Consider the following 26,491-nt stretch of genomic DNA (forward strand, 5'->3'; position numbering starts at 1 on the left):
CACGACATGAGACACGACACGAGGTTCGCGAAGACCAGGCTGCGCGCCGCCGCGTCCGCCGCCGTAGCGGTGGCCCTGGGCGCCGCCGCGCTCACCGCCATGCCGTCCACCGCCAGCGCGGCCGGCGACGGACTCAGCGTCCAGTACCGCACCAGCGCCACGGGTGCCACCGCCGACCAGTCCGAGCCCTGGTTCAAGGTGAAGAACACCGGCTCCACCACAGTGCAGTTGGCGAACGTCAAGCTCCGCTACTACTTCAAGGCGGACTCGGCGAGCGCGAGTTACCGCTTCGCGTGTTCCTGGGCGGTCAAGGGCTGCGCCAACATCACGGGCACCTTCGGCACCCTCGCCAACCCGACGGCCACGGCGGACCGTTACCTGGAGATCGGCTTCACCTCCGGCGCCGGCACCCTCGCGCCGGGCACCGACACCAGTGACATGCAGCTGCGCTTCTACCAGTCGACATGGCAGACCCTGAACCAGAGCGACGACTACTCCTTCGGCGCCTCACAGACGTCGTACGCCGACTGGTCCAAGGTCACGGCACAGCTGTCCGGTACCACCCTGTGGGGCACGGCCCCCGCCGGCAACGACCCGACGAACCCGCCCACCGACCCGCCCACCGATCCCCCGGCCACCGGCGCCACCCTCTTCGACGACTTCAACTACAGCGCCTCCAACGACCCGAAGATCGCCGCGCACGGCTGGAGCGTCCGCTCGACCTCCGGCGGGCCCGGTGTCTCCGGCGCCACCTGGGCGCCCGAGAACGTCACCTTCGCCAGCACCAGCGGCAACTCCGTGATGAACCTGGAGACCTCGACCTCGGGCACCGGCGAGAGCACCAAGCAGACCGAAGTCGTCACCAACACAAGGAAGTTCAAGAACGGCACCTACGCGGCCCGGGTCAAGTTCAACGACGCGCCCAAGTACGGGCCGGACGGCGACCACCTCGTGCAGACCTTCTTCACCATCAACGACCTCACGGCACCGATGGCGGACGACTACTCCGAGTACGACTTCGAGTACCTGCCCAACGGCGGCTGGGGAGAGTCGTCCAACATCCTCTACACGACGTCCTGGGAGACCTACCAGGCCGACCCCTGGGTGGCGGTCAACCAGCACACCGAGGGCCGGCAGAGCTACAACGGCTGGCACGACCTCGTGCTGACCATCGACAACAACAACATCAAGTACTACATCGACGGCCAGCTCTTCGGCACCCATGACGCCGCGTACCTCCCGGAGCGGCCGATGTCGATCAACTTCAACCAGTGGCTGATCGACTTCGGCGGCCTCACCAGCTCCACCGCGCGCGCCTACGACGAGCAGGTCGACTACGTCCTGCACGTCAAGGACCAGGTCCTCACCCCGGCGCAGGTCGCCGCGAAGGTGGCGGCCTACCGGGGCGCGGGCACCACGTTCGAGGACACCGTGCCCAGCAGTTGAGCACGGAACGCGGTGGGGCGCGCACTCGGTGTACGGGATCCAAGTGCGCGCCCCGCCGTCGCCTAAGCTCCGGGCCATGCGCGTAATGGTCTTGGAGGACGATCTTGAGCTGGGGCCCGTCGTCGCAGATCGGCTGCGGGGTGCGGGGTTCGCGGTGGACCTCGCGCGGACGCTGGCCGAGGCCGACCTCAAGCTGTCCGTGAATCGCTACGACTGTGTCGTGGCCGACCGCTCGGTCCCGGACGGCGACTCCCTCACGCTGCTGGCCGCGCGGCGCCGGGCGGGATCGGTGCTGCCCTTCCTGCTGCTGACCGCGCTGGACGCGGTGAGCGACCGGGTGGCCGGCTTCGAGCACGGGGCGGACGACTACCTGGTGAAGCCGTTCGCCTTCGCCGAACTCGTCGTACGGGTAAGGGCGTTGTGCCGCAGGGAGCAGCCCGCGCGGCCCTCGCTGCTGCGGGCGGGCGACCTGGAGGTCGATCTGCCGCGCCGCCGGGTGACCCGGGCCGGAGTGCTGCTCAGCCTGTCGGCCAAGGAGTTCGCGGTGCTGGAACTGCTGATGCTGCGGGCGGGCGAGGTCGTCACGCGCAGCGAGCTGATCGAGAGCTGCTGGGACGAGGCGAGCGAGCCGATGTCCAATGTGGTGGACGTCCTGATCGGGCAGTTGCGCAGACGGCTCGGGCCGCCCGACCCGATCGGGACGGTGCGCGGTGTCGGCTACCGCCTGGGCGGCGAGGCGTGAAGCGCCAGGCCGAGGCCCCATCGCCTGCGGTGGCCCGGCTGCGGCGCACCCGCCGGCTGATGACGCTGCTGTTCGCGTCGACGACGGCGGCCTGTCTCGTCGTACTCGCCGTCGTCGCCGTCCGGATCGACGCCGCCTCCCGCCGCTCCGGCCTCGACCACGAGGTGGGCAGCCGCGCGGCGGGGCTGTCGCGGGCGGTCTGGTTCGACGCGGGAGTGCTGCACCTGGAGCCGCTGCGCGAGGACGAACTCGCCCAGGGCGCACAGGCGTTGGCCGTACTGCAGGCCGCGCCCGGGAAGCCGCCGACGCTGCGGAACGTCGTACCCGGACGCTCCTCGCTGCCTGCTCAGGACCGTCTTGACGAGGTCTGGCGGAGGGTGCTGGACGAGCAGGAAACCGTCCTCGACAGCGCGCCGTCGGCCACCGGCGGGCGGCTGCGGTGGGCGGCGGCGCCGGTCTGGGACGGCGACCGGATCGGTGCGGCCGTACTGGTCGGCACTGAGCTGGCGCGCAGCGAGCGCGACCACGACCTCCTGGTGCGCTGGCTGGCGCTGGGCTGCACGGCGCTGGTGTGCTGCGCGGCGGCCGTCGGGCATCTGCTGTCCGGGCGGGCCATGCGTCCCGCCCTGCGCGGTCTTGACCAGCAGGAACAGTTCCTGGCCGAGGCCGCGCACGAGCTGCGCACCCCGCTGGCGACCCTGCGGCTCACCGTCGAGCGCGGCGGCTCGTCCGACGAGGCGCTACGACTGGTGGACCGGCTGAGCCGGCTGGTCACCGGGCTGCTCGCCAGGGCCCGGCTGGAGTCCGGCGCCCAGCGGGTCGAGCTGGTGCCGCTGCGCCTGGACCAGCTGGTGGAGACCACGGTCGAGGAGCTGCCGGACCACGACAGCGTCACGGTGACCGCCGAACCGGTGGTGGTACTCGGCGATCCGGACCTGCTTGCGCAGGCCGTACGGAACCTGGTGGAGAACGCCCAGCGGTACGGCGGCCCGGCCGGGTCGCCGGTGGAGGTCACCGTCGCGCCGGGGCTGGTCACGGTCCGCGACCACGGGCCGGGGGTTCCCCTCTCCGACCGGGAACGCGTGTTCGCCCGCGGTGTCACCGGAGCCGGTCAGGGCACCGGAGCCGGCCTCGCCATCGTCCGCTGGGTCGCCGGTCTGCATCACGGCACGGCCCGCCTCTCGGACGCTCCCGGCGGCGGCCTGCTCGCCGAACTCCGGCTGCCGGCGGACCCGGCCCGGGCGTCCTCATCCTCATCTCATGAAGGCCTCGGCACCGTGGGCGCATGAACGCACTGCGCAGCCCCGTACTCCTGGTCACCGGCGCCGCCACGGCCCTCGGCGCCGTACTCGTCGCCGTCAACGTGTACGACACGACGGCCGCACCGCCCGCTGCCGAGGCGGTCGTCCGGGTCGACCAGGCCGGCTATGTGCGCGGCGAGACGAAGCAGGCCTACGTCATGGGACCCGTGAAAGCGCTCGCGGGGGCGCGCTTCAAGGTCGTCGACGCGGAGGACAAGGTGGTCACGGCGGGCCGGCTGGGTGCCGTCACCGGTCACTGGAACGCCAAGTACCCGTCCGTGCGCACTGTCGACCTCTCCGCGGTGAACACCCCCGGGACCTACCGCATCGTCCTTTCCGGCACCGCCGCCGGCCGCTCCCCCGCCTTCCGGATCGCCGACGCGAGCGAGCTGATGACCCCGCTCGTCCGGGACAACGTCCGCTTCCTCCAGGCCCAGCGCGACGGCGCCGACGTACTGCCCGGGATCCTCAAGCACGGCCCGTCCCATCTGGCCGACGAGCACGCGACCGTCTACGCCGACCCGCACTACGACGAGGCGGGTGAGGAACTGCTCGACGAGCGGCTGACCCCGACCGGTGACACGGTCGACGCCTCGGGCGGCTGGTTCGACGCGGGCGACTTCCTGAAGTTCACCGGCACCACCTCCTATTCGACCGCCGAACTCCTGCTTGCCGAACGGGACTTGCCGGCCATGCCGGCGCTGTCCGCCGAGGCCGACCACGGTCTGTCCTGGCTGGACCGGATGTGGGACGGCGACAGCGGGACGCTCTACGCCCAGGTCGGCATCGGCGCGGGCAACGACAACGTGCGCACTGATCACGACGTGTGGCGGCTGCCGGAGGCCGACGACCGGCTCGATGTGTCGCCCGGCGACCCGGACTACACGATCAAGCACCGGCCGGTGTTCCGGGCCAACGCGCCGGGCGAGCCGATCACGCCGAGTCTGGCGGGACGGGTCGCGGCGGTGTTCGCCCTCGCCGCGCAGCGCACGGCCGACTCCGACCCGGACCAGGCGCGGGAGTGGCTGGAGAAGGCCGCCGCCGTCTACGAGCAGGCCGACACCGACCCCGACCCCGACAAGCCGCTCGTCACCGCCTTCCCCAGCGGCTTCTACCCCGAGGACTCCTGGCAGGACGACCTGGAGTTCGCCGGTGCCGAACTTGCGCTGGCCGCTCGGGAGTTGGGTGACGACCGGGAGGGCGACTGGACGGCCGACGCGGCCCACTGGGCCCGGGCCTACCTGGACTCCGACGTCAAGGGCACCCTCAACGTCGCGGACGTCAGCGCCCTCGCCCATGTCGACCTGACCACCGCCCTGGACGGCGACCGCAGCAACGGCGTCGGGGCCGAGGACCTCTACAAGGACCTGCGCCGCCAGCTGGAGGACGGGGTCGAGCGCGCCGGGCACGATCCGTTCGGCGCGGGCGCGGTCTACGACGACTTCGACGCCGTACCGCACACGTTCGGCCTGGTGGCCACCGCTCAGCTGTACGCCAGGGCGACCGGTGACACCCGCTTCGCGGCCTTCGCCGGGCGGCAGCGGGGCTGGGCGCTCGGCGCCAACCCGTGGGGCACCAGCTTCATGATCGGCGCGGGTGAGGTCTACCCGCACTGCCCGGAACACCAGTTGGCCAACCTCCGCGGCAGCCACGACGGGAAGGGCGCGATCCTGCGCGGAGCGGTGGTCAACGGCCCCAACGCGGCGGAGAAACTGGCCGACTTGAACGGCTTCCCGACCATGAAGAAGTGCACCGCCGGCCCGCCGACCGGAGCCTGGACCGACTTCGACGGCAAGGGCTCACGGTACGTGGACGATGTGGGCGCCTGGCAGACGGTGGAGCCCTCGCTCGACTTCACCACGACGGCCCTGCTGGCCTTCGCCCTGACGGCGCAGGACAAGAACAGGTGACCGGGTCCCTGAGTCTCTGAGTCTGCTCAAGTCGCTTGGCGGGCACGGGACATGACGGCCAGTCTGTCCCCCATGACAGGAATCACGGAACTGGGCAAGAAGAACACCTTCGTGCTGACCGTCCGGGACGCGGACGTGATCGCGGCGGCCCTGCGTCAGGCACTGGCCGGGGCCTCGCCCGAGGAGCGCCCCGGCCTGGAACGCGCCGCCGCGCTCGTCGACTCCACCGCAGCCGCCGACGAAGGCCGGCTGCGGGCTCGTTGGGTCCGGTCCCGGCTGACCGCGGCCGGCTTCGCCGGGGACCTCGCCTCGGTCGCAGCCGTGCGGGCACTGCGGCAGGCGGAACCGGGGCTGAGCCTGTTGGCGGCGGTGCAGCTCCAGAAGGAGGCGGTGGCGCATCCGGAGTGATCCGGCAGCCCCCGGACACGCGGGGAGACGGGGGCCGCCGGACGCGTCGGGCCGCTCAGGACGTGAGGTAGCAGGACTTGCTCACGTTCGGGAGCGGGTCGGAACCGAAGGCCGCCGTCGTGCAGCTCGTACCGCCGCTGAAGGTCTTGTAGAGGAAGCGGCCCCGGGCGCCGTAGGCGACGGTCTGCTGTCCGCTGAAGCCACAAGTGCCGCCTTCCGCCGAGCAGTTGGTGGCATAGCCGACCGGGCCGCCGGTGGCGGTGTAACAGGCCTTCGACTCACCGGAGATGGGGTCGCCGAACGTGGCGTCGGTGCACGCGGTGTCGCCGGTGGCGGTGGCCGTGGTGAACGCTCCGTAGGCGCCGTACATCACCGGCTGTCCCGCCACCGCCGCACACGTCCCGTTCTGGTCGGCGCACTTGGTCCAGCCGCCGGCCGGGGCGCCGGCGGGCGGCAGATAGCAGGACTTGGCGACACCGTCGATGGGATCACCGAAGTGGGCGTTGGAGCAGTCGACGGAGCCGTTGGTGACCTGGTGGACGAAGTTGCCGTTGGCTCCGTAGGCGACGTCGCGGTTGTAGCCCGGCACGGAGCAGGTGCCGCCCTCGGCCGCGCAGGCGGTGTATCCGGGCGGGCCGCCCGCGTCGGCGACGTAGCAGGACTTGGCGAGGTTCGCGGCCGGGTCGCCGCCGAAGGAGTCGTTGGAGCAGGCGGTGCTGCTCGTCACGGTCTTGTACGTGTACGTCCCGGCGCCGTAGGCCACCGAGCGGGTCCCGCTGAAGGAGCAGGTGCCGCCCTCGCCCGCGCACCGGGTGTAGCCCGCGCGCAGGGTGCCGGTGCCGGGTTCGGCGGGCGGTGCCGGGTTGCCGAGGCCGGTGGCGGACACCGTGTAGCTGCCGGGGGCGACGCCGGTGAGGTAGACGTAGGTGTCGTCCTGGCTGCCGCCGGTGATGCCGGAGGTGGGCGTGAAGGAGCCGTTGCTCCAGACGGTCGCGCCGTTCACGGTCACGGTGATGTTGCCGCCGAGCTTCGGGACGCCGATCCGGCCGGTGCTGCCGGACGGGCTGGAGAGGGTGGCCGAGTAGGTGCCGGCCGACGGGTTGCGGGACCAGGAGGCGTTGATCGCGCCCTGGGGCGTGGTGATGCGGCCCTGGGCACTGGTCAGGTCGCCGGGGTGCGGGACGAAGCGGTAGGCGCCGGTGGACGACTCGGGCGCGGTGCCGAGCACGTCGAAGGTGAGCGTGGAGGTGGGCGCGGTGGACCAGCCGTGGGCCAGGCTCATGAACGAACCGCCGTAGGCGAGGCCGCCGTCGGACTGGATGCCCTCCCAGAACGTGCTCTTGGTGCCGATGTCGCTGTCGAGCATGTGGCCCCAGGTGCGGCGGATCTGGTCCAGGGCCGTGTAGTCGTCGTTGGCGGTGAAGCGCGCGTTCAGCTCCATGCCGCCGGCGAACGGCGAGACGTTGCCGCCCCACTCGGGCGTGGTCGGGCCGTAGATGCCCCAGTTGTTGCCGAGCCCCGCGATGATGCTCTTCGACTTGGCCGTGGAGTCGCTCAACCCGTACCAGACGGCGAGGGAGTTGCCGTCCTGCGGGTACAGGCCGCTGGTCGGGTTGTCCTTGTACATGCCCTTGGAGGCGTCCCACAGCCGGGAGTTGGCCGCGGCCTTGATGGCGTCGGCCTTGCTGTTCCAGCTCGCGGTGAGCGCGCTGTCGCCCTCGACCGCGGCGAGGGTCGCGCCGCCCCTGAGGGCGCCGTACAGCAGGGCGTTGGCGGAGATGTTCTCGCCGCCCTGGCCGACCCGGGCCCAGTCCTGGGTGCGGGTCACGTTGAGCAGGTTGTTGCCGTCGATCTTGTTGGTGATGAAGGCCATCCCCCGCTTGTAGTTGGACCATTCGGAGTCCAGCCACGACCGGTCGCCGGTGTACGTGTAGTACGTGGACGTCCCCAGCAGCGTCCAGGTGTGGTAAGTGTCCGAGCCGGTGAGGTTGAACGGCGGCCCGGACCACGGGATCTCACCCGCTGACGACTGCGCGTTGTACATCGTGGTGAGCGCGTTGCGGGTCGAGGTGAGGTCGTTGGAGTACGCGTACTGCGTGGGGACGGCGATGCCCATGTCGCCGGGCCACACCGTACGGTCGCGCTTCGCCCCGTCGACCAGCACGGAGTCGCCCACACCGACGGTGGCGCTGTTGTCCCAGGCCGAGGAGGGCGGCGGCCAGGCCCGGCCCTGGTTGGAGGCGATCGTGTTCAACTGCACGGTGTAGGCCCCGGCGTACCAGATGCGGTTGAGCAACTCGTCGCTGGAGGTGAAGTAGTTGGCGTAGTCGGCCGGGTTGCTCTTCCCCGGTGCCGCCGTGAAGTTGAGGCTGACGCCGGTGAGGTCCACCCAGCCCGAGCTGTCCAGGAAGACCGTCAAGTAGCGGAAGCCACCCCGGAGTTGCGCGGTGGGCACGGTGTAGGTGCCGTTGGCAGAGGGGGTGGTGTAGAGGGCGCCGTCCTCGCCGTCGCGGCCACTGCTGCGGTCGCTGTTGTTGCCCACGTACAGGGACGACTCGCTGAAGGCCAGGCCGACGCGCTGGCCGCTGGAGCTGGTGCTGCCGAATGACAACGTTACCAAGCCGCCGACCTCCTTCCCGAAGTCGAGCGTGACGGCCGACTGCGAGCCGGAGATCCGGGTCGCCTGCCCGTTCAGGACGTTCGTCGGGTTCGCGACGCTGCCGGAGGTGCGGTAGACGGCGGTCGGCTTGAGGGTGCGCGAGGTCGGCGAGTAGTTCACGGCGTCAAGTGCCGCCTTGGGGGCGGGCGTTGCGGCCGTCGGTGCCGCCCCGGCGGACAAAGCCGGGGTCACGGCCAGCGCGGCGGCCACCACCACGGTGAGCCCGACTAGGCGCCCTGGTCTGGGCTTTCGGTTCAGCGCTGGCCTGCGACGGCGCATGAGTGCCTCCCGGATCGGTGGGGGAACCAGCCGCTCAACTGGACAACCAGGCTTATGAATCGATTCAAGTCGATCGATCACCGAAGCCTGGAACTGGAGGAGCGACGGGTGCGCGAGATGACTCGCCGAAGTTCGCACCGATGATGGGCGCCGGGAGAGCGGGTGTCAACCCATCACGACAGCCTTCAACTCCCGGGTAAAAAGCGCACCTTAGGACATTGACAGGGCCGCACCAAGCCGGTTCACTGCGTCGAGTACGGGTAGAGGTATGGACCTTTGATCCAGAGCTGAATCCATTCACACCCGGCGTCCCCCATCGTGAAATCGAGGCGAGTTTCCGGTGTCCCTACATGGCTTCGACATCGTTGTCAGACCACGGTTCCTCAGCTTTCTCCTGACGGCCGCCCTCGCGCTCGCGGCGCTCGTCCCGGCCGCGACGCAGGCGTCCGCAGCGACCCAGGTGTGCGTCCTGGCCTGTGACACGCTGGACCCTTCGCAGGCCAGGCAGGAAACGTTTCCAGTGCCGGACAAGACTGTCAACGGCCGGCGTGTGCAGCTCCATGTGTCCGACGCGGACGACATGGCGTGGGCCAGTATCGACAACGGCTCGACCGGTGACGCGGTCTGGCTGGACCGGTCCTGGGACGGCGGCGCCACCTGGGACGGGCTGCTCGGCAAGGCGAGCATCCCGAGCACCTGGACCGGCACCCGCACGCTGATGTACAACATCACCGACCCGCGCAACCACAAGCGCGGCCTGGTCCGGGCCTGCGGCGACGCGGCCGGCGTGGGCTGCACGAACTGGGTCTATCCCACCGTCTGCGACACCCTCTGCGACGGCACGAGCGCGGGCCAGGCGGCGGGCGACGACCAGCCGGTGCCGTCAACCACCCTGTACGGCCGCACGATCCGGCTGCACGTGGACCAGAAGAACTCCATCGCCTGGGCGAGCATCGACACGGGCGGCGCCGGTGACGAGATCTGGCTGGACCGGTCCTGGGACGGCGGCGCGACCTGGCCGGACGGCTCCTCCCTCGGCCGTACCAGCACCCCGTCCGGGGCCACCACCACCCGCACCACGATGTACGCCACCCGCGATCCGCGCGGTCTCCTCTACGGCGGCGCGGTCCGCGCCTGCGGCCGGGAGGCGAGCCACAACGAGGGCAGCTGCACCGCGTGGTACCGGCCCGTGCCCAGCAGGGCACGCGCGGCGGCGGACGCGCTGATGACGTCGTACGACCCCTACAACGGCTGGTGGCCCAGCAGTTGGTGGAACTCGGCGGCCACCCTCACCTCCGTCATCGACTTCGCGAAGACCACCGGCACGCACGACTACGACTGGATCATCGCCCGCACCTTCGACCAGAACAAGGGCGTCTTCCCGGCCGGGACGCGGAGTTCGGACGCGATCGAGGGGGACTTCATCAGCCGGTCCATCGACGACTCGGGCTGGTGGGCGATCGCGTGGATCGACGCCTACGACTACACGCACGACGCGCGCTATCTCAACGAGGCCGTCACCATCGCCAATTACGTGCAGCAGTACTGGGACACCGGCACCTGCGGCGGCGGTGTGTGGTGGGACCGGGAGAAGACCTACAAGAACGCGGTGACCAACGGGCAGTACCTGTGGCTGACCACCGCGCTGCACCAGCGGATCCCGGGTGACACCGTCTGGCTGCAGCGGGCGAAGACGTCGGCCGACTGGTACAAGGCCAGCGGGATGATCAACTCCTCGGGTCTGGTGAACGACGGGCTGTCCTCGTCCTGCGCCAACAACGGCTCCACCGTGTGGAGTTACAACCAGGGGCTGGCCATCGGCGCCTTCACCGAACTGTGGAGGACGACCGGGGACAGTTCGCTGCTGACCACCGCGAAGACCCTGGCGAACGCCGCGATCAGCAGCTCGCAGCTGACCGTCGGCGGGGTGCTCACCGAGTCCTGCGACGTCGGCTCGGCGTCCTGCGACGACAACCAGAAGCAGTTCAAGGGCATCTTCATGCGGAACTTCGCCGACCTCGCGAACGCGACCGGCTCCAGCACCTACCGCGCCTACCTCCAGAAACAGGCCGACACCCTGTGGGCGCAGGACCGGTCCAACCTCAACGCGCTCGGCGAACGCTGGGCCGGCACCAGCCCGAACCAGACCGACTGGCGCACGCAGGCCAGTGCGCTCGGGGCGCTGACGGCCGCCGCGGGCTGAGCGGTCGCAGGGTGGGTGCGGGACACCTGGGGTAACGGCGGCCTGGTTGCGCTGCTTGAGCGCAACCAGGCTTGCCGTGAAGCAGCCACCCACCCGAGGAGCAGACGATGAGCACCACCCACACGGACACCGTGACCTGGAACGGGCCGGCCTTCGACGAGATCGTCACGAACGACGCGGGCCGTCCCGTCCTGTTCACCAACGCCCGGGTCCTGACCATGGACCCGCTGATCGGCCCCCTGACCGGTGCCGATGTCCTGCTCGTCGGCGCCCTGCTCGTGGGCGTCGGCCCGGGCATCGTCACGGCGGCGCAGGACGACAACGCCATCGTCGTCGACTGCACCGGCATGACGGTGGTGCCGGCCGTCGTGGACACGGTCGCCCTGGCCGGCGGGCGCGGGCACCGCGCCGAGTACGTCGCGACGCTCACGCCCGGGAACTCGGGCGACCTGCTCGTCGTACCCGATGAACTCGCCCCCGACGTGGCGGGTGCGATGGCCACGCTGCTGACCCGACCGGAGGAGGTCCGCGCGCTCGTGGCAAACGGCAAGCCGGTCCTCTGGGCCGGGACCGACGCCCCCGGCCGCCCCACCGCGCCCGAGGCGGGCATCCCGGCCGCCCAGGACCTGACCGCCAGTCCTCGCGTCGGCGTCTGGATCGACGAGAACGACTTCCTGCACCAGGAGTTGACCGCCGACGGCCGCTACGACGAGACCCGCGGTGGCCGCCCGCACGCCTACGAGGGCCGCTACTGGATCGACGGCGACCGTATCGACTACCTGGACGACCTCGGCTTCTGGGCCTTCGGCGAGTTCCGGGGCGACGAGCTGCACCACGCGGGGTACGCGATGCGGCTCGGGCCGCGCTCCCGGTCGTAGCGGATCACCGGGTGCCGCTCCCCCGGAACCCGGCGCGGAGTCGGGACTCCGCCCCCGGGTCCGCTCGCGGGTGGAGGTCCAGGGCCGCCAACGCGGCGCCGAGCAACGGCGGTTGGGTGCATACCACCGGGCGGACGCCCGGTACGGCCTCGGTGAGTCTGCGTTCGACGTCGTCGAGGAGGGCGCGGTGGCCGGCGGCCAACACGCTGCCGCCCAGCACCACTTCGGGGTCCGGGAGGTGGGTGAGTTGGAGTCGGCACAGGACCGTCAGGGCCATTCTCGCTATCTCCGCCGCGAGTCGTTCGACCAGTCCGGTCGCGATCTCGTCGCCGTCGTCGCGGGCCGCGAAGACCGCGGGGCAGAGTTCGCTCAGGCGGAGTGCAGGGAGGTCGCCGCTGTGCAGGGCGGCGGTGACGTCGGCGACCGTGGCAAGGCCGAAGTGCTCGGTCACCGCGGCCCGCAGCGCGGTCGGTTCGCCCCGGCCGTCCTCCGCCCTGGCCGCGTGCCACAGTGCCGAGGTGCCCATGTCGATGCCGCCGCCCCAGTCCCCGGAGATCCGGCCGAGCGCGGCGAAGCCGGTGGTACGGCCGTCGGGGGCGACGCCGACGCAGTTGATGCCGGTGCCGCAGACCACACCGACGCCCCAGGGCCGGCCGGCCCCGGCGCGCAGGACGGCGTAGGAGTCGTTGTCGACGCGCTGGGTGACGGCCCAGCGGCGGACGCCGACGGCCTCGCGCAGCGCCTTGACCTCGTGCGGCAGATCGGCGCCGGCGAGGAAGGCCGTGATGCCGTCCACCACGGTGTCGGCCCCGACACCCGCCTCGGCCATGGCCTCGGCGCGCAAGGCGGCCAGTACGTCCATGGCCGCGTCGACACCCACCGCCTGCGGGCGGAATCCGCCGCCCCGGGCGCGGCCCAGGATCGTACCGTCCGTGGTCAGTACGGCGATGTCGGTCTTGGAGTTGCCGCCGTCGACGGCCAGCAGCAGACCTGAACTCATCAGGCCCACCACAGGTGTTCGCGATTGGCGGCGACGAGCTTCGCCGCCAACTCCTCGGCGACCGAGACCTGTCCGATCAGGGGGTGCGCGAGCAGCGCGGTCGCGACCCGGTCGACCCCGCCGCGCAGGGCGGCTTCCAGGGCGAGTTCCTCGTACGCCGTCACATGCGCGATGAGTCCGGCGAACAGCGGCTCTACGGCGGTGACGGGCAAGGGAGTCGCGCCGTGCGCGCCGATGCGGGAGGGGACCTCGATGACGGCGTCGTCTGGGAGGAAGGGCAGGGTGCCGTTGTTGCGGACGTTGGCGACGCGGACGTCGCCGGTGTCGGTGGTGAGGGCGTGGACCAGCTGGATGGCGGCCTCGGAGTAGTAGGCGCCGCCGCGCTTGTCGAGAAGGGCTGGCTTCTCGGTGAGGGCCGGGTCCGTGTACATCTTCAGCAAGTCGCCCTCCATGGCGGCGACTTGCTCGGCACGGGAGGGTTCGGTGAGCTGTTCGCGGAGGACCTCGTCGTGGGCGTAGTAGTAGCGCAGGTAGTAGGAGGGGACGACGCCGAGGCGGCGGACCACGTCGAGGGGCATGCGCAGCCGGTCGGCGAGGGCCTGGCCGTGTTCGTCGAGGAGGCGCGGCAGGACGTCGACGCCGTCGAGCCGTACGCTCCGTTCCCAGGTCAGGTGGTTGAGGCCGACATGGTCCAGGGTGATCCGCTCGTGGTCGACGCCGAGCCAGTCGGCGAAGGTGCGCTGGAAGCCGATGGCGACGTTGCACAGGCCGACCGCCTTGTGGCCGGCGTCGAGGAGGGCGCGGGTGACGATGCCGACCGGGTTGGTGAAGTCGACGATCCAGGCGTTCGGGGCGCGCCGGGCGACCCGTTCGGCGAGGTCGAGGACGACGGGTACGGTGCGCAGCGCCTTGGCCAACCCCCCTGCGCCGGTGGTCTCCTGACCGATGCAGCCGCACTCGTGCGGGAGGGTCTCGTCGATGTGCCGGGCGGCCTGGCCGCCGATGCGGAGCTGGAAGAGGACGGCGTCGGTGCCGTCGATGCCGGCGTCCGGGTCGGCGGTGGTGGTGATCTTCGCGGGGCTGCCCTGGCGGGCCAGGATGCGGCGGGCGAACGGGGCGACGACGTCGAGGCGTTCGGGGTCGGGGTCGACGAGGGCGATCTCGGTGACGGGCAGTCCCAACCGGGCGAATCCGTCGACCAGTTCGGGGGTGTACGTGGATCCGCCGCCGACAACGGTGATCTTCAACCTTTGACTCCTGTCAGTGTGACGCCCTCGATGAAGGCCTTTTGCGCGAAGAAGAAGACGATGATCACCGGCGCCATCGCGATGAGGGTCGCGGCCATGGTGAGGTTCCACTGCACCGCGTGGGAGGTCTTGAAGGTGGCCAGGCCCAGGGCCAGGGTCCAGTGGGCGGGCGTCTCGCCGGTGTAGATGAGGGGTCCGTAGTAGTCGTTCCAGGCGTTGAAGAAGGAGAACAGGCCGACCGCGACGAGCGCGGGGCGCATCATCGGCAGCACCACCCGGGTGAGGACCCGGAGTTCGCCGCAGCCGTCGATGCGGGCCGCGTTGAGGTAGTCCTCGGGGACGGTGAGCAGGAACTGGCGCAGCAGGAACACCGAGAAGGCGTCACCGAACAGGGAGGGGAGGACCAACGGCCAGATGGTGCCGGTGAGATGGAGCCTGGCCCACATCAAGTACATGGGGATGACGAGGACTTGGGGCGGCAGCATCATCATGGTGATGACGCAGAGGAAGGCGGTGTTGCGGCCCTTGAAGCGGAGCCTGGCCAGCGCGTAGGCGATGGGGACGCTGGAGATCAGGGTGACGGCGGTCGCGGCGACCGCGTAGACCACGGTGTTGACCAGCCAGGTGCCGACCGGTGCGGTGGCGAAGACGGTGCGGTAGTTGGACCACTGCCAGTGGTGGGGCCACAGGCTGGTGGTGAGGGACTGGCCGTCGGTCATCACCGATGTGAGGAAGATGAACACGATGGGGCCGATGAAGGCGCAGGCCAGGCCGACGGCGACGGCGTGTTCGGCGATCCAGACCAGCTTGCGGCGCCGGCTCGCCCGGCCGCGTGCGGCCTGGTGGGGTGATGCGGCGCGGGTCTGCGGGGCGGGGGCCGGGGCGTAGGTGGTCGTCATCGCGGTGCCTCCTCGATGTCGAAGCCGGAGGCGCGGCGGAGCAGGACGACGGTGAAGGCCATCGCCACCACGAAGAGCACCACGGCCAGCGCGCAGGCGTAGCCCGCGTGGAACTGGTTGAAGCCGGCGATGTAGAGCTGCTGCGGGAAGGTGAGGGTGGAGCCGTCCGGATAGCCGGGCGCGGGCTGGATGTTGCCGTTGGCGACCTGTGAGGCGACCATCGCCTGGGTGAAGTACTGGAGTCCGGCGATCACCCCGGTGACGGTCGCGAACAGCACGACCGGTGAGATCGTCGGCAGGGTGACGTAGCGGAAGCGGTGCCAGGAGCCGGCGCCGTCCAGTTCGGCGGCCTCGTACAGTTCGGCGGGGACCTCCAGCAGGGCCGCCAGGAAGATGACCATCATGGTGCCGCTGCCCCACAGGGCGAGCAGGGTCAGGGCGGGTTTGGACCAGCCGGGCGAGTTGAACCACAGCGGTCCGTGGATGCCGAGCAGGCCCAGGATCCGGTTCACGGGGCCGGAGTTGGGGTTGAACATGCAGACGAAGGCGACGGTCGCGGCGACCGGCGGGGCCAGCGCGGGCAGGTAGAACAGGGTGCGGAACAGGCTCGCCCCGGCCTTGAGCCGGGCGGTGACCATGGCCACGCCGAGGGCGAAGAGCACCTGCGCCGGCACCATGACGGCCACCAGCCAGCCGGTGTTGCGGATCGCGTGCCAGATCAGCGGGTCGCCGTCCAGCAGATAGCGGTAGTTGCGCAGCCCGACGAAGCGGGCCGGGGAGATCATGTTGGAGTTGGTGAAGGACAGCCAGACCGTCATCACCAGGGGGTAGACCAGGAAGACGGCGAAGCCGACCAGGCCGGGTGCGAGGAAGAGCAGGACGCGCAGCCGGTTGCGGCGCAGCCGGGCCCTCAACGGCGCCGGGGTGAGCTGGAGTTGGGCGGCCATGACGGTCACTGCCCCAGCTTGAGCGCGGCGTTGTTCTGCTTGTCGACGGCGGTGAGACCGGCCTTCAGGTCGGGTACGGAGCCGCTCTGCCACTTCTCCACGAAGTGACCGAAGTTGGTGAGGTAGGCGCCGCCGTCGGGGCTCGCCGGTGTCGTGGTGGTGAGCGGGTTCTTGAACACCTGGAGGAACGGCGCGAAGTTCGGGTCCTTGGAGAGTCCCAGCGCGGGCGAGTCGAGCGCGGCCTTGGTGGTTGGGACGTTGCCGATGGCGTCGGCCAGGGTGGTCAGCGCGTCGGTGTCGGTGGTGAGGAATTTGATCAACTTCCAGGCGGCGCCCGGGTGTTTGGCGCCGCGAGGCATGCCGATCACGTTGCCGCCGACGTAACCGGCGCCGTACAGCTGGGACTTGCCGTCGGCGGCGGGCATCACCGCGGTGCCGTAGTCGATGTCCGCCTTGTCGTTCTTGATGAACGAGTTGCGCCACTCGCCGTCGACCATCATGGCCAGTCTGCCGGTCTCGAAGGCGTTCTGGGCGGAGAACTCGTCGCCCATTCCGGCCTTGAAGGTGACGAGTTTCTTCGCGCCGAACCAGTCGACCAGGCTCTTCTGCCAGGTCAGTGCCTGGGCGAAGGCGGGATCGCCGCCGACGTTGGACTGGCCGTCGGCGGTGAGCCACTTCCCGCCCCAGCTGGGGACCAGGTGTTCGGTGAGCATCCCGTAGACGCCGAGGTAGGGCATGAACCCTGCGGTCCTGATCGAGCCGTCCGCGTTGAAGGTGGTCAACTTCTTGGTGTCCGCCGCCAGTTCGGACATGGTCTTGGGCGGGGAGGTTATCCCGGCCTTGGCGAACAGCTTCTTGTTGTAGTACAGGCCGAAGGTGTCGGCGAGCCAGGGCATGGTGCAGCGCTTGCCGCCGAACGCGGTGTACGACTGGACGGCCTTCGGGATCTGGGACATGTCGACGTGGTCGGCCTTGATGTCCGGGTCGAGGTCCTGGAACGCGCCGCTGGAACACCAGCCGCCGACGTTCGCGGCGTTGAACGAGGACGCCACGTCGGGCGCGGTGCCGCCGCGGATGGCCTGGTTGACCTTGTCGTCGGTCTGGGCGGCGACGGCCTTGACCGTGATGTAGGGGTACTTCTTGTGGAACTTGGCGAGCACGGCGTTCACCGAGGCGGTCTCGTGCGGGGAGCTGAGACCGTGCCAGAAGGTGATGGTGACGGGCGTGGTGTCGTCGGCGCCGGTGTCCGCCTTCGACGCGGCGCCGCCGGTGGTGCATGCTGCGGCCAGCAGGGCCGTGGCCGCGAGCAGCGACGCGGCGACGGTACGGCGGGGGCGGTGGGCGGTGCGGGTGACGGGTCCACCACGGGACTCGGACATGGGACCTCCGGCAAATTCGCTTACCACTTATTGACCAGTGGGCACATGTTGGGGCACCATTTGGGGGCTGTCAAGCAAGCATTTCGGAAGTAACCCGTCGGGAAGATGAACCACTGGTAAGGAAAGTTGGTAGGAATGGTCAGCGGTGAGAGCCGTTGGGAGAAGCGCGAACGCATCCGCACCCACCTCCTCGATCTGATCGAGGAGACCGGGACCGGCCGCCCCCTCCCGGGCGAACGGCAGCTGTGCGAGGAACTCGGGGTCTCCCGCCCCACGTTGCGCGCGGTGGTCGACGACTTCGTCCGTGACGGCCTGCTGGTGCGGGAGCACGGGCGCGGTGTGTTCGTCGCCCGGGCCAAGGTCGCCCAGCACCTCGGCGGCTCCCCCGGGCAGCCGCAGACGCTGGGGGTCGGCGGTGTGGACGGCACCTGGGCCAGCCGCACCCTGGACTTCAAGACCGTCGCCGCGGGCCCCCGGATCGGCCGCCGGCTGGGCATCGCGCCCAGCGAGCAGATCCTGCGGATCCTCCGGCTGCGGACGGTGGACGGCGACCCGATGTGTGTGGAGACGCTGCATGTGCCGCACGCGCTGGTGCCCGGTCTGACCGCCCGCGACCTGGAGACCGACTCCTTCTACCGGCTGCTCGGCCGTCGCTACCAGATCCTGCTGGCCGATGCCGCGCAGAGCATCGAACCGACCGTGGTCGACGAGTGGGAGGCCGAACTCCTCGGCGTGTCCGTGCACACCCCCGCCCTGCTGTTCGAACGGGCGGCCAGGGACGCCGAGGGCCGGGTGGTCGAGTTCACCCGCTCCGTCTACCGGGGTGACCGCTACCGCATCTTCACCAGGCTGTCGCTGGCCGGCCGTCCCGACGGCGGACGCGTCGTCGACGGCTCCTGGTCGGCCGCCACCACCGTCCCGGGTGCCGACACCCTGGCCTTCGACCCCTACTGGAGCAACTAGCCGCTCCTGTCCCCCAGTTCACCGCGCCGGCCCCCCGGCCGACGCGGCGATCCCGCACGCCCCTCCCCACCCCGAAAGGACCGCTCATGTTGCGTCACGCACTCACCGTGACCGGCGTCGTGGCCTCCACGGTCACCACGCTGCTCGCCTGTACGGCCTCGGTCCCGGCCGGCGCCAGCCCCTCCGCCACCTCGGGCGTCCAGCTCCAGACCTGGCTGTACCCCGGCTCGACGGGCGACTCCACCTGCACCGCGAAGAGCGAGTACGCCGACGACAGGGTGAAGAACGGCGCCCTCAACCCCGAGTACTGGTCGGTCGGCAGCAACGGCTCGGTCACCCTGGAGACCACCGCCAACGGCACCTGCAACACCTACAGCGCGGCCAACGTCGCCGACCTCAAGGCGCACTCGGCCTACCAGTACCCGACGCTCTCCGGCATGACCACCGCCGACGTCCACGCCCTGGTCAGCAGCAACGCCAAGCGCACGGCGGCCGTCTCCAAGGTCACCTCCCTCGTCAGCGACGCCGGGCTCAGCGGCGTCGACGTCGACCTGGAGGACTACTGGTCCTGGAGCACCGCCGACTTCACCAACTACAAGACGTTCCTGGGGCAGTTGGCGACCGCCCTGCACGCCAAGGGCAAGCGCCTCCAGGTCGACGCACCGGCGATGACGGAGGACGCCGCCTTCTACGACTACGCAGCGGTGGCCGCCACCGGCGTGGACGACGTGGTGATCATGGCGTACGACGAGGAGTTCGACACCGCCGCCGGTGCCCGCTGCCTGCCCATCAGCCCCTACGACTGGCTGAAGAAGGTCACCAAGTACGCGCAGAGCAAGATCCCCGACCCGGGCCGCCTGATCATCGGTGTGCCCTCCTACGGCTACAGCGCGCCCGACCCCTGCGACCTCAACTCCGTGACGGGCAACATCCAGTTCAGCGACATGAAGAAGAGCCCCGGTTTCTCCAGCAACCCGGCCACCGTGGAGAGCCGCCGGGACGCGTCCTCGGGCGAGATCCGCTGGACCTCCGGCGGTGTCCTCTACGACTACGTCGACAGCGTCGCCATGGACCGCAAGCTCGCTGTCCTCAAGGGCCTCGGCGTCACCAAGGTCTCGGTGTGGTCGCTGGGCGGCGGGAACCCCTGGTTCTCCAACTGACCCGAGCACACGGACGGGGCGCTCCCGGGCTCGGCCCAGGGGCGCCCCGAACTCCCGTCAGGCGACAGGGGTGTTGACGACGTGGTCGCGGGACGCGTCGACCTCGGCGCGCAGGGCGGTCAGGTCCACGTCCAGGACCTGACCGTCCCACTTGCGCGGCTGCCCGTCGACGAACACAGCCGTGATGTTGCGGGCGTCGGAGCCCAACACCAGTGTGCCGATGGGGTCGTTGAGGGGCATGTTGTTGAGGTCCTCGGCCCGGACCACCAGCAGGTCGGCCTTCTTGCCGACGGTCAGGGAGCCGGTGACGTCGCCGAGCCCGTTGGTCCGGGCGCCCTGGAGGGTGGCGAAGTCGAGGACGTCGCGCGTGGTGATGCGGGAGAGCTCGCCGCCGGTGCCGTAGGCGGCGTTGACCGCGCGCATCCGCTGGATGGCGAGCAGGGCCCGCATCTGGGTGAACAGGTCGCTGGCGAGGGCTACTTCGACGTCGATGCTCAGGCCGGGGCGGATGCCGACGGCGAGTGCCTCGTCCACGGCGGGGATCGCGGTCTCCAGACCGATCTGCGCGTCCGAGGTGGGGGCCAGCGCGACCGTGGTGCCCGTCTCCCCCATCGCCTTCCATGCCTCGGCGGTCAGCCCCGTGGCGTGGATCAGGGTGACGTCGGGGCCGAGGATGCCGTGCTCGGCCCAGGACAGCACGGCCCGTGAGGACGCCTCGCCGAAGACCGCGTCGACGCTCACGCCGATGCCCAGGTCGGCTGCGGTGCGGGCGAGTTCGGGGCCGTAGGCGAGGGCGGGTCCGGCGATCTCGTCGGTGGCCAGGGTCGCCAGGCGGAGGGTGAGGAGTTGGTCGTCGCCGCTGAAGTACCGGTCCTTGAGGCGGGTCAGGTCGGCCGGCCACTGGCGGTCCCAGTCCCCGAAGTGCGGTCCCATGGAGGCGTGGACGCCGCGGATACCGGTGTCGCGGAGGGCCTCGATCGCCGCCTCGGAGTGTTCGCGGGTACGGGAGTTGTGCGAGAAGTCGAGCATGGTGGTGATGCCGCTGTCGAGCGCGGTGAGCGCCGCGAGTCTGGTGCCGATGTACATGTCCTCGGGCCGGTAGACAGTGGCGTACCCGGCGAGCGTGGTCATCACATAGCCGCCGAGGTCGTCGACGTCGGGCATGATCCGGCGCAACTGCGCCTCCCAGGCGTGCCGGTGGGTGTCGACGAAGCCGGGGGCCAGGATGGTACCGGAGGCGTCGACGACCACCGCTCCGTCCGCGCTCAGGTCCGGCCCGATCGCGGCGACGGTGTCGCCCTCGACGAGCAAGTCGCCCTGGAGTGTGCCGAGTTCGGGGTCCATCGTGACGATGGTCGCGCCGGTGAAGAGGATGCGGCGGGCGGGGTCGGCGGACTGGCGGCGGAGTTGGGCGAGAGTGTCGCGAGTGTTCATGAAGGTTCCCCTTTCAAGAGGGTCGAGGCGGTGGCGAGTTGGCTCAGAGAGGCGGTTCAGTGCCTGCCCAGCCGGACTTCCTCCACGTCGAGGACTTCCTGCACGCTGCGCAGGACGATGTCGTCGATCCGGCCGCTGTCCCGCAGGTCGGTGAGGGTGTCCCGTTTGACCTGGAGCAGGGCGAGTCGGAGGTGGAGCAGGCTCTCGCGGCGGTGCGCGGAGTCGGGTGCGGGGGCGGTGCGCTCCTCGATGTCCTGGACCATGCGCGCGGTGTCCTCCTCGGGCACCCCGAACCGCTCCGCCAGCTCCGGCAGGGCGTCGAGCGCGGCGCTGCTCAACCGGCAGCGGGCCAGGGTGAGTTCGGCGCTCTTGTCCACGTCGGCCGGGAAGCGGGCCCGGCGGACCATGACCGGCAGGGTGGGGCCCAGCAGGGTGAGGGTGACGACGATGACGACCGTGGTGATGAACACGACGGCGTCGCGCTGCCCGACGGCATGTCCTTCGGCAGTCGTCGCGGGCACGGTCAGTGCGGCGGCCAGCGAGATCGCGCCGCGCATCCCGGCCCAGGCCAGCGGCAGCCGTTGCGGGGCGGTGATCCGGCGGTCCCGTTGCTGGGGGCGCCGGTCGAGGAGCCGTACCAGATAGGGCACCGAGTAGAACCAGAGCAGCCGGGTGCCGAGCACCGCCACGCTCACGGCCAGGCCGGCGGTCGTCGCCTGCAGCAGCGAGACGGAGGTCAACGCCCTTACGGCGGCGGGCAGTTGGATGCCGACAAGGACGAACAGGGCGCCGTTGAGCAGATAACTGGCCACCTCCCAGAAGGCGACGGCCTGGACACGGGCCTCGGAGCCGATGACCCGCGGCCCGAACCAGGCGGACACCAGACCGCAGACGACGACCGCCAACACACCGGAGACATGCAGGAGTTCGGCGGGGAGGTAGGCGAGGAAGGGAGTCGCGACGCTCAGGACACTGTGCAGCAGCGGCTCGGGAAGCCTACGCCTGACCTGGATCAGCAGCAGGGCGATAGCGGCGCCGATCAGGATGCCGCCCGCGTAGGAGGTGACGAACGCGAGCGCCGTGCCCGACCAGGAGAAGGGGTGCTCGTCGGTGACGACGTCGATGGTCACGGCCAGCAGGACCAGTGCGGTCCCGTCGTTGAGGAGGCTCTCGGTGCGCAGCACGGTCAGGATGCGGCGCGGCATGGCCCGGGCCACCGCCGCGACGGCCGCCGCGTCCGTCGGGGCGAGCACGGCTCCGAGGACGAAGGCGATCGGCCAGCCGTAGCCCAGCGCGTGGGCCACGGCGGCGACCGCGACGGCGGTGGCCAGCACCAGACCGGTGGACTGGAGCGCGATGCTGCGGAAGTTGCTGCGGATCTCCCGCACCGAGGAGGTCAGCGCCTCCCAGTACAGCAGCGCGGGCAGGAAGAGGAACAGGACGACGTCCGGGGACAGCGCGAACGACGCGAAGGACGGGGTCAGCCCCACGAGAACGCCCGCGCCGAGCAGCAACAGGGGCTCGCTCAGGCCGGTGCGCCGCGACAGCAAGCCCATCAGGAGGACTGCGACCGCGACGACGACGATCAGTTCGAGGCTGTCCATGGCCGTAGCGGATTACGCGCGGTACAGGACGAGGTGCTCGTGGAAGAGCACGCCGTCGCGGACGTCACCGGTGGCGGTGAAGCCGGTGTCGTCGACGTAGTCGATGTGGTTGCCGGTGACGGTGTAGCTGCCGGTGTAGGCGCTCTGCCGGTTGCCCCGGGCCTCGTCGTAGCGGCCGTTCGGGAGGAGTTCCTGCCGGATGTGGCCGTCGGCGGTGACCCACATGCCGGCGAAGGGGTGCGGTGCTGCGTTCGTGTTCATGGCTCCACGGTCGCGTTCCCGCACCGGGCTAACCAGGCCACGCCTCTCCTGGGTGTACGGCACCCACCCTCAATGGACCGGTCCTACGACGGAGGCGTCGAAGGCGTGCGTCACCTCGGGGGCGGTGCCGGGCAGGAGCAGGGCGCGGGCCTTGTCCTCGAAGGAGCGGTCGGTGGTGGTGAGGCGGTTGTGGTGCTGGGCGAGGTGTTCGGCCCAGGAGCCGACGAGATAGTTCTCGATGAACCGGCCGGGTTCGTTGCCGTCCTGGAAGAGGCCCCAGGTGAGCGCGCCGGTCCGGCGTCGGGAGCGGGCGACGTTGTCCATGGCCTCGACGAACGCGGGACCGTCGTCCGGTGCGACGCGGTAGACGACGGAGACCAGCACCGGGCCGTCGGAGGGACCGGGCACGAAGACCAGCGGCGGGGTGGGCCAGTGGTCGGAGAGGGTGGGATCGATGCCCTCCATGCCGTAGAGCCGCCAGCGGCGGAGGGTGAGGGCGCTCAGCAGCATGACGGCGGTGCCGATGAGGAGGGCGGTGTTCAGGCCCAGCCATTGGACCAGGGCGCCCCACACGGGGGCCGCGACGGCCTGTCCGCCCTGGAAGACCAGCAGGTAGACGGCGAGTCCGCGGGCCCGGACCCAGCCGGGGAGCCGGGTCTGCACCGCCGCGTTGAGGGTGGACAGGACGCCGATCCAGGCGACTCCGGCGGGCAGCAGGACGAGGACCGCGAGCCAGGTGGCGTGCACGGTGGCAAGGACCAGCAGGACGAGGGCGAACACGACGGCACCGGCGGCCAGGATGCCGTTGATGCCGAGGCGTTCGCGCAGCCACGGAAGTGCGAACGCGCCGCCCACCGCGCCGAACCCGACCGCGCCGAGCAGCAGGCCGTAACCGCCCGACCCCATCCCGAGCGAGTCGGCGGCGATCAGAGGCAGCAGGGACCACAGTGCCGCCGCGCCGGGGATGAACAGGGCGGTGCGCAGCAGGACGCGCCGGATGCCTGGAGCGTTCCAAACGTAGCGTCGGCCCGCGTACAGCGCGGTCAGCAGCCGTTCGCGCTCGGCGGCGGGGACGGTCGTCCTCGGGCGGTGCCACACCAGCAGTACGGCGGCGATCCCGAGGAACGACAGCGCGTTGAAGCCGAACACCCACCCCGCGCCGGCCGCCGCGACCACGACACCGCCGAGCGCCGGACCGACCGCCCGCGCGAGGTTCATGTTCACCGCACCCAGCGCGGACGCCTGCCCCAACTGCTCCCGCTCCACCAGCTCCGGCTGGATGGCCTGCCACGACGGCCCCATGAGAGCGGTACCGCAGCCGAGGAGGAAGGTAAGTGCGAGCAGTGGTACGGCGGACAGCGCATCCGCGAAGGCGAGCGCGGTCAGCACCGCCGACACGGCGAACATCGCGAGCTGCGCGACCAGCAGCAGCCCCCGCCGGTCGAACCGGTCGGCGAGGACGCCCGAGGGCAGCGCCAGCAGCACGATCGGCAGACTCGACGCCGTCTGCACCAGGGTGACCATGGTCGCCCCGTGCCCGAGCAGCAGCCACTGGGCGCCGACCGTCTGCATCCAGGTGCCGATGTTCGACACGAACTGGGCGATCCACAGGGCCCGGAACACGGGGCGGGCCAACGGTGCCCAGGCCGAGGCGGATCGCGCGGTGCCCCCGGTCGTCGTACTGGCGCTCATGGTGCTGCTCCCGGGGCGAGGTCGGGCGGTCGAGAGAGGTGACCGGTCGAGAAAGAAGGTACGCCGGTCGCGCCTGCCGGTCAGAAGCAGCCGTCCAGCGGGTCGAGCGCACCGCCCAACTGATGCGGTACGTGCGGTACATGGTCGAAGTCGCCGCGCCGCTCGCGCCAGGCGCGCTGCTCCTCGGAGTCGGTGGCCGCGTCGGTCAGGGCACGGGCCTGCCGTGCGCCCGAGCCGTCGGCCTGTCGTACGCTCGTCGCCGCCTGGAAGCCGCCGAAGCGGGCGACCGGGCTCCACGCGGGGCTGATCTCCGGCAGCGGGGCGGCGATGTTCTCGTAGTCCCCCGCCGCGTGCACGACCTTGCCGCCCGCCACGGTCACCAGGGCCTCGATGCGGTCGATGTCCTCGTCGGCGACGGAGAAGTAGTCGGCGGACAGGATCGCCAGGTCGCCGTACTTGCCCTCGGTGATGGTGCCCTTGACGTCGGACTCGCCGGTGAGGTGGGCGCCCGCGCTGGTGTACATCTCCAGGGCGGTGGAACGGTCCACGCGGTTCTCGACCGGGTAGAGCAGCGTGTCGCCGATGGTGCGGCCGGTGACCAGCCAGGACAGGGAGAGCCAGGGGTTGTAGCTGGAGACGCGGGTGGCGTCGGTGCCGGCGGCGACCAGCAGGCCGGTGTCGCGCATGGCGCGGATCGGGGGTGCGGTCGCGGCACGCTCGGCGCCGTAGCGGTCGATGAACGCCTTGCCCTGGAACATCATGCGGTTCTGGACGGAGACGGCGCCGCCGAGGGCCTTGATCCGGTCCAGACTCTCCTGGCTGACGGTCTCGGCGTGGTCGAACAGCCAGCGCGTACCGGCCGGGAAGGCGCCGTCCGCGGCGATCTTCTCGAAGACGTCGAGGTCCTGGCGGATGGTCTCGTCGTAGGTGGCGTGGAGGCGGAAACCCCAGCCGTTGTCGAGGAGCAGCCGGGCCGCCGCCTCCAGGTCCTGGCTTGCGCGGGCGGTGAGTTGGGGGCGTGGTTCGGCGAAGTTCTCGAAGTCGGCCGGGGACCAGGCGAGGTTCTCGCCGGCGCCGTTGCAGCGCAGCCACTCGTCGCCGTCGCCGGGGCTGACCATGCCGATCCAGCGGCGCAGGTCGTCGAGTTCCTGCCCGGCGGTCTGCGGGAAGAGGTGGTAGGCGATACGGACCGTGAGTTCGCCGCGCTCGGCGAGTTCGGTGACGGCCGCGTAGTTGTCGGGGAAGTTCTGGAAGCCGCCGGCGGCGTCGATGGCGCTGGTGATGCCGAAGCGGTTCAGTTCGCGCAAGTAGTGGCGGGTGGAGCCGAGTTGGTCCTCGGGGGCGAGGATCGGGCCCTTGGCGAGGGTGGCGTAGAGCAGTCCGGCGGCGGGGGCGGCGAGCAGGACGCCGGTGGGGTTGCCCGCGAAGTCGCGGACGATCTCACCGCCGGGCGGATTCGGCGAGTCACGCGTGAATCCGACGGCCTCCAGCGCGGCCCGGTTGAGGATCGCCGACTGGTACAAGTGCAGGACGAACACAGGGGTGTCGGGCGCCGCGGCGTTCAGCTCGGAGACCGTCGGCAGCCGCTTCTCCGCGAACTGCTCGCCGGTCCAGCCGCCAACCACCCGCACCCACTGGCCTGTTGGCGTGCGCTCGGCCTGCTCGCGGAGCATCCGCAGCGCGGTGCGCAAGGACCGTACGCCGTCCCAGCGCAGTTCGAGGAGGTAGTTCAACCCGCCCCGGATGACGTGCAGATGAGAGTCGTTGAGACCGGGGATCACCCGTCGGCCGAGGGCGTCCACGACGCGGGTGTCCGGGCCGATGTGCGGGGCCACGGTCGCGTCGTCGCCCACGGCGCTGAAGACACCGCCGGTGATGGCGACGGCGGAGGCCGCCGGGCGGGCGGGGTCTCCGGTGTGGATGCGACCGTTGCGGACGACGAGTTGCGCGGGGTGCCGGACCCCGTCGTAGGGGCGTATGCCGCCCACGGGCATGGTGCTGCTGGACACGTCGGCTCCTGAGAGGTCGGTCGGCTGGTGGCGTCTCGACGCTAGGTTTGCGAGGATGGATCGGTCCAAC

20 protein-coding genes are annotated in these 26,491 nt (G+C 70.6%); 9 read left to right on the forward strand and 11 right to left on the reverse strand.

Features of this window, described 5'->3' with window-relative positions; all coding sequences use genetic code 11:
• The first annotated feature begins 6 nt into the window (after positions 1–6).
• From OH768_RS09055 to OH768_RS09075, 5 genes are all read left to right on the forward strand, one after another.
• Positions 7–1,446 (forward strand): cellulose binding domain-containing protein, encoded by a 1,440-nt coding sequence (locus OH768_RS09055; protein ID WP_406451822.1) that lies wholly within the window; start codon positions 7–9, stop codon positions 1,444–1,446.
• A 76-nt stretch (positions 1,447–1,522) separates the two neighbouring features.
• A complete protein-coding gene (locus OH768_RS09060; protein ID WP_406451824.1) occupies positions 1,523–2,188 on the forward strand; it encodes a winged helix-turn-helix domain-containing protein in 666 nt (221 codons plus the stop codon).
• The gene (locus tag OH768_RS09065; RefSeq protein ID WP_406451826.1) at positions 2,185–3,477 is read left to right on the forward strand and encodes a sensor histidine kinase; all 1,293 of its coding nucleotides are present in this window, start codon (positions 2,185–2,187) and stop codon (positions 3,475–3,477) included. Before OH768_RS09060 ends, OH768_RS09065 begins: the two co-directional genes overlap by 4 nt.
• A complete protein-coding gene (locus OH768_RS09070) occupies positions 3,474–5,399 on the forward strand; it encodes a glycoside hydrolase family 9 protein (protein WP_406451828.1) in 1,926 nt (641 codons plus the stop codon). The genes OH768_RS09065 and OH768_RS09070 overlap by 4 nt, the downstream gene beginning before the upstream one ends.
• A gap of 72 nt (positions 5,400–5,471) precedes the next feature.
• Positions 5,472–5,807 carry a hypothetical protein gene (locus tag OH768_RS09075; protein ID WP_406451830.1) on the forward strand — a complete coding sequence of 112 codons (336 nt, stop codon included), beginning with the start codon at positions 5,472–5,474 and terminating at the stop codon, positions 5,805–5,807.
• A gap of 55 nt (positions 5,808–5,862) precedes the next feature.
• Here the strand turns inward: OH768_RS09075 and OH768_RS09080 are convergent, their stop codons facing one another.
• Positions 5,863–8,745: an MGH1-like glycoside hydrolase domain-containing protein gene (locus tag OH768_RS09080; protein ID WP_406451832.1), complete on the reverse strand. Its 2,883-nt coding sequence runs from the start codon at positions 8,743–8,745 to the stop codon at positions 5,863–5,865.
• A 340-nt stretch (positions 8,746–9,085) separates the two neighbouring features.
• Here OH768_RS09080 and OH768_RS09085 point away from each other — a divergent pair, with 340 nt between their 5' ends.
• Together OH768_RS09085 and OH768_RS09090 are read left to right on the forward strand one after the other, a co-directional pair.
• Positions 9,086–10,948 carry a glycoside hydrolase family 76 protein gene (locus tag OH768_RS09085; protein ID WP_406451834.1) on the forward strand — a complete coding sequence of 621 codons (1,863 nt, stop codon included), beginning with the start codon at positions 9,086–9,088 and terminating at the stop codon, positions 10,946–10,948.
• 107 nt (positions 10,949–11,055) lie between these two features.
• On the forward strand, positions 11,056–11,826 hold the full coding sequence (locus tag OH768_RS09090; protein ID WP_406451836.1) for an Atu4866 domain-containing protein: 771 nt from the start codon (positions 11,056–11,058) through the stop codon (positions 11,824–11,826).
• 4 nt (positions 11,827–11,830) lie between these two features.
• Here OH768_RS09090 and OH768_RS09095 read toward each other — a convergent pair whose 3' ends face one another.
• From OH768_RS09095 to OH768_RS09115, 5 genes are read right to left on the reverse strand one after another with little or no spacing between them, the layout of a single operon-like run.
• Positions 11,831–12,826, reverse strand: coding sequence for an N-acetylglucosamine kinase (locus OH768_RS09095; protein WP_406451838.1), 996 nt, complete (start codon positions 12,824–12,826; stop codon positions 11,831–11,833).
• A complete protein-coding gene (locus OH768_RS09100; protein ID WP_406451840.1) occupies positions 12,826–14,073 on the reverse strand; it encodes a 6-phospho-beta-glucosidase in 1,248 nt (415 codons plus the stop codon). The genes OH768_RS09095 and OH768_RS09100 overlap by 1 nt, the downstream gene beginning before the upstream one ends.
• Entirely contained in the window at positions 14,070–14,972 is a 903-nt protein-coding gene (locus tag OH768_RS09105) for a carbohydrate ABC transporter permease (protein WP_406451842.1), read from the reverse strand. The genes OH768_RS09100 and OH768_RS09105 overlap by 4 nt, the downstream gene beginning before the upstream one ends.
• Positions 14,969–15,919 (reverse strand): carbohydrate ABC transporter permease, encoded by a 951-nt coding sequence (locus tag OH768_RS09110; RefSeq protein WP_406465198.1) that lies wholly within the window; start codon positions 15,917–15,919, stop codon positions 14,969–14,971. The genes OH768_RS09105 and OH768_RS09110 overlap by 4 nt, the downstream gene beginning before the upstream one ends.
• A gap of 5 nt (positions 15,920–15,924) precedes the next feature.
• On the reverse strand, positions 15,925–17,298 hold the full coding sequence (locus OH768_RS09115; protein ID WP_406451844.1) for an ABC transporter substrate-binding protein: 1,374 nt from the start codon (positions 17,296–17,298) through the stop codon (positions 15,925–15,927).
• A 135-nt stretch (positions 17,299–17,433) separates the two neighbouring features.
• On the opposite strand from OH768_RS09115, the gene OH768_RS09120 reads away from it, so the two are divergent.
• Positions 17,434–18,261 (forward strand): GntR family transcriptional regulator, encoded by an 828-nt coding sequence (locus OH768_RS09120; protein ID WP_359613630.1) that lies wholly within the window; start codon positions 17,434–17,436, stop codon positions 18,259–18,261.
• Between the two features lie 86 nt (positions 18,262–18,347).
• Positions 18,348–19,421, forward strand: coding sequence for a glycosyl hydrolase family 18 protein (locus OH768_RS09125; RefSeq protein ID WP_406451846.1), 1,074 nt, complete (start codon positions 18,348–18,350; stop codon positions 19,419–19,421).
• Between the two features lie 57 nt (positions 19,422–19,478).
• Here OH768_RS09125 and OH768_RS09130 read toward each other — a convergent pair whose 3' ends face one another.
• The 5 genes from OH768_RS09130 to OH768_RS09150 all read right to left on the reverse strand — a co-directional run bounded on the left by OH768_RS09130 (position 19,479) and on the right by OH768_RS09150 (position 26,406).
• Positions 19,479–20,855, reverse strand: a complete 1,377-nt coding sequence (locus OH768_RS09130; RefSeq protein ID WP_406451848.1) for an amidohydrolase family protein — start codon at positions 20,853–20,855, stop codon at positions 19,479–19,481.
• A 56-nt stretch (positions 20,856–20,911) separates the two neighbouring features.
• A complete protein-coding gene (locus tag OH768_RS09135; RefSeq protein WP_406451850.1) occupies positions 20,912–22,459 on the reverse strand; it encodes a Na+/H+ antiporter in 1,548 nt (515 codons plus the stop codon).
• A gap of 12 nt (positions 22,460–22,471) precedes the next feature.
• Positions 22,472–22,720 carry an Atu4866 domain-containing protein gene (locus tag OH768_RS09140; RefSeq protein ID WP_406451852.1) on the reverse strand — a complete coding sequence of 83 codons (249 nt, stop codon included), beginning with the start codon at positions 22,718–22,720 and terminating at the stop codon, positions 22,472–22,474.
• A gap of 69 nt (positions 22,721–22,789) precedes the next feature.
• Entirely contained in the window at positions 22,790–24,412 is a 1,623-nt protein-coding gene (locus OH768_RS09145; RefSeq protein ID WP_406451854.1) for an MFS transporter, read from the reverse strand.
• Positions 24,413–24,492: 80 nt separating this feature from the next.
• Complete coding sequence (locus tag OH768_RS09150) at positions 24,493–26,406, reverse strand: amidohydrolase (RefSeq protein WP_406465200.1); 1,914 nt, start codon at positions 26,404–26,406, stop codon at positions 24,493–24,495.
• Positions 26,407–26,491: the final 85 nt, after the last annotated feature.

It is taken from the genome of Streptomyces sp. NBC_01622 (assembly GCF_045209635.1).
GTDB lineage: Bacteria > Actinomycetota > Actinomycetes > Streptomycetales > Streptomycetaceae > Streptomyces.

Excerpts from the sequence above, each read along its gene's own strand:
- OH768_RS09150 (WP_406465200.1), bottom strand. The coding sequence starts at position 26,406 with ATGCCCGTGGGCGGCATACGCCCCTACGACGGGGTCCGGCACCCCGCG.
- OH768_RS09080 (WP_406451832.1), bottom strand. The coding sequence starts at position 8,745 with ATGCGCCGTCGCAGGCCAGCGCTGAACCGAAAGCCCAGACCAGGGCGC.
- OH768_RS09130 (WP_406451848.1), bottom strand. The coding sequence starts at position 20,855 with ATGAACACTCGCGACACTCTCGCCCAACTCCGCCGCCAGTCCGCCGAC.
- OH768_RS09095 (WP_406451838.1), bottom strand. The coding sequence starts at position 12,826 with ATGAGTTCAGGTCTGCTGCTGGCCGTCGACGGCGGCAACTCCAAGACC.
- OH768_RS09075 (WP_406451830.1), top strand. The coding sequence starts at position 5,472 with ATGACAGGAATCACGGAACTGGGCAAGAAGAACACCTTCGTGCTGACC.
- OH768_RS09135 (WP_406451850.1), bottom strand. The coding sequence starts at position 22,459 with ATGGACAGCCTCGAACTGATCGTCGTCGTCGCGGTCGCAGTCCTCCTG.
- OH768_RS09055 (WP_406451822.1), top strand. The coding sequence starts at position 7 with ATGAGACACGACACGAGGTTCGCGAAGACCAGGCTGCGCGCCGCCGCG.
- OH768_RS09090 (WP_406451836.1), top strand. The coding sequence starts at position 11,056 with ATGAGCACCACCCACACGGACACCGTGACCTGGAACGGGCCGGCCTTC.
- OH768_RS09145 (WP_406451854.1), bottom strand. The coding sequence starts at position 24,412 with ATGAGCGCCAGTACGACGACCGGGGGCACCGCGCGATCCGCCTCGGCC.
- OH768_RS09105 (WP_406451842.1), bottom strand. The coding sequence starts at position 14,972 with ATGACGACCACCTACGCCCCGGCCCCCGCCCCGCAGACCCGCGCCGCA.
- OH768_RS09120 (WP_359613630.1), top strand. The coding sequence starts at position 17,434 with ATGGTCAGCGGTGAGAGCCGTTGGGAGAAGCGCGAACGCATCCGCACC.
- OH768_RS09070 (WP_406451828.1), top strand. The coding sequence starts at position 3,474 with ATGAACGCACTGCGCAGCCCCGTACTCCTGGTCACCGGCGCCGCCACG.
- OH768_RS09140 (WP_406451852.1), bottom strand. The coding sequence starts at position 22,720 with ATGAACACGAACGCAGCACCGCACCCCTTCGCCGGCATGTGGGTCACC.
- OH768_RS09125 (WP_406451846.1), top strand. The coding sequence starts at position 18,348 with ATGTTGCGTCACGCACTCACCGTGACCGGCGTCGTGGCCTCCACGGTC.
- OH768_RS09110 (WP_406465198.1), bottom strand. The coding sequence starts at position 15,919 with ATGGCCGCCCAACTCCAGCTCACCCCGGCGCCGTTGAGGGCCCGGCTG.
- OH768_RS09115 (WP_406451844.1), bottom strand. The coding sequence starts at position 17,298 with ATGTCCGAGTCCCGTGGTGGACCCGTCACCCGCACCGCCCACCGCCCC.
- OH768_RS09060 (WP_406451824.1), top strand. The coding sequence starts at position 1,523 with ATGCGCGTAATGGTCTTGGAGGACGATCTTGAGCTGGGGCCCGTCGTC.